Origin of the sequence: Elstera litoralis (genome assembly GCF_000963705.1) — a bacterium.
Lineage (GTDB): Bacteria > Pseudomonadota > Alphaproteobacteria > Elsterales > Elsteraceae > Elstera > Elstera litoralis.
Genome location: NZ_LAJY01000823.1, coordinates 1 through 689 on the forward strand (window position 1 = coordinate 1; position 689 = coordinate 689).

At 57.3% G+C, this 689-nt stretch carries 1 protein-coding gene and 1 riboswitch; the gene reads left to right on the forward strand.

Features of this window, described 5'->3' with window-relative positions; genetic code table 11:
* The coding region (locus tag VZ95_RS26260; protein ID WP_198148439.1) for a hypothetical protein at nt 1-364 on the forward strand (364 nt) is incomplete at its 5' end.
* Between the two features lie 64 nt (nt 365-428).
* Nucleotides 429-551: riboswitch (TPP riboswitch) on the forward strand.
* Nucleotides 552-689: the final 138 nt, after the last annotated feature.

Consider the following 689-nt stretch of genomic DNA (forward strand, 5'->3'; position numbering starts at 1 on the left):
CGAAGAGCTGAATGCGGTCCGGGACGATCTGAAGGCGGACATCGCCAAATGCGCGACCAAGGAAGAGCTGAACGCCGTCAAGGACGAGTTGAAGGCTGAAATCGCCAAATCCGCCACCAAGGACGAACTGAAAGCCGTCAAGGACGAACTGAAGGCGGATATCGCCAAATGCGCGACTAAGGATGAGCTGAAAGCCGAAGTTGCCAAACTTGCCACCAAGGAAGAGCTGAAGTACGAAATCGCCCTGGTGCGCGCCGACATGCGCGACCTTGAGAACCGCATGACGATCAAACTTGGAGCGATGCTGGTGGTGATGACGGGCATTCTGCTGACAGCGGTTCGGTATTTCGGCGCGGCGCATTAATCGGCTTATAGCGGCGAGCAATGTCCACCCGCTTGACGCCATGCGCGGAAGCGTGTCTTGTAATCCTCGTTTCGAGGGGAGTCCCGCAAGGGGCTGAGAGGCTGTTGGATCTAACCACGATCGGCACAGCGACCCTTAGAACCTGATCCGGTTCATACCGGCGAAGGGACTGAACGCGCGGGTGGCCCCAATTCCCTCTCACGGGACGGCATCCGTCTTTTCTTTATCCCCGCCGTATCCGGGTCTGTCTCTGATTTAATCGGGAGAGGCTCGATGCACGATTTTAAAGTTACGACCGGCGCGCTGCCGGCCTCTGAAAAAGCCT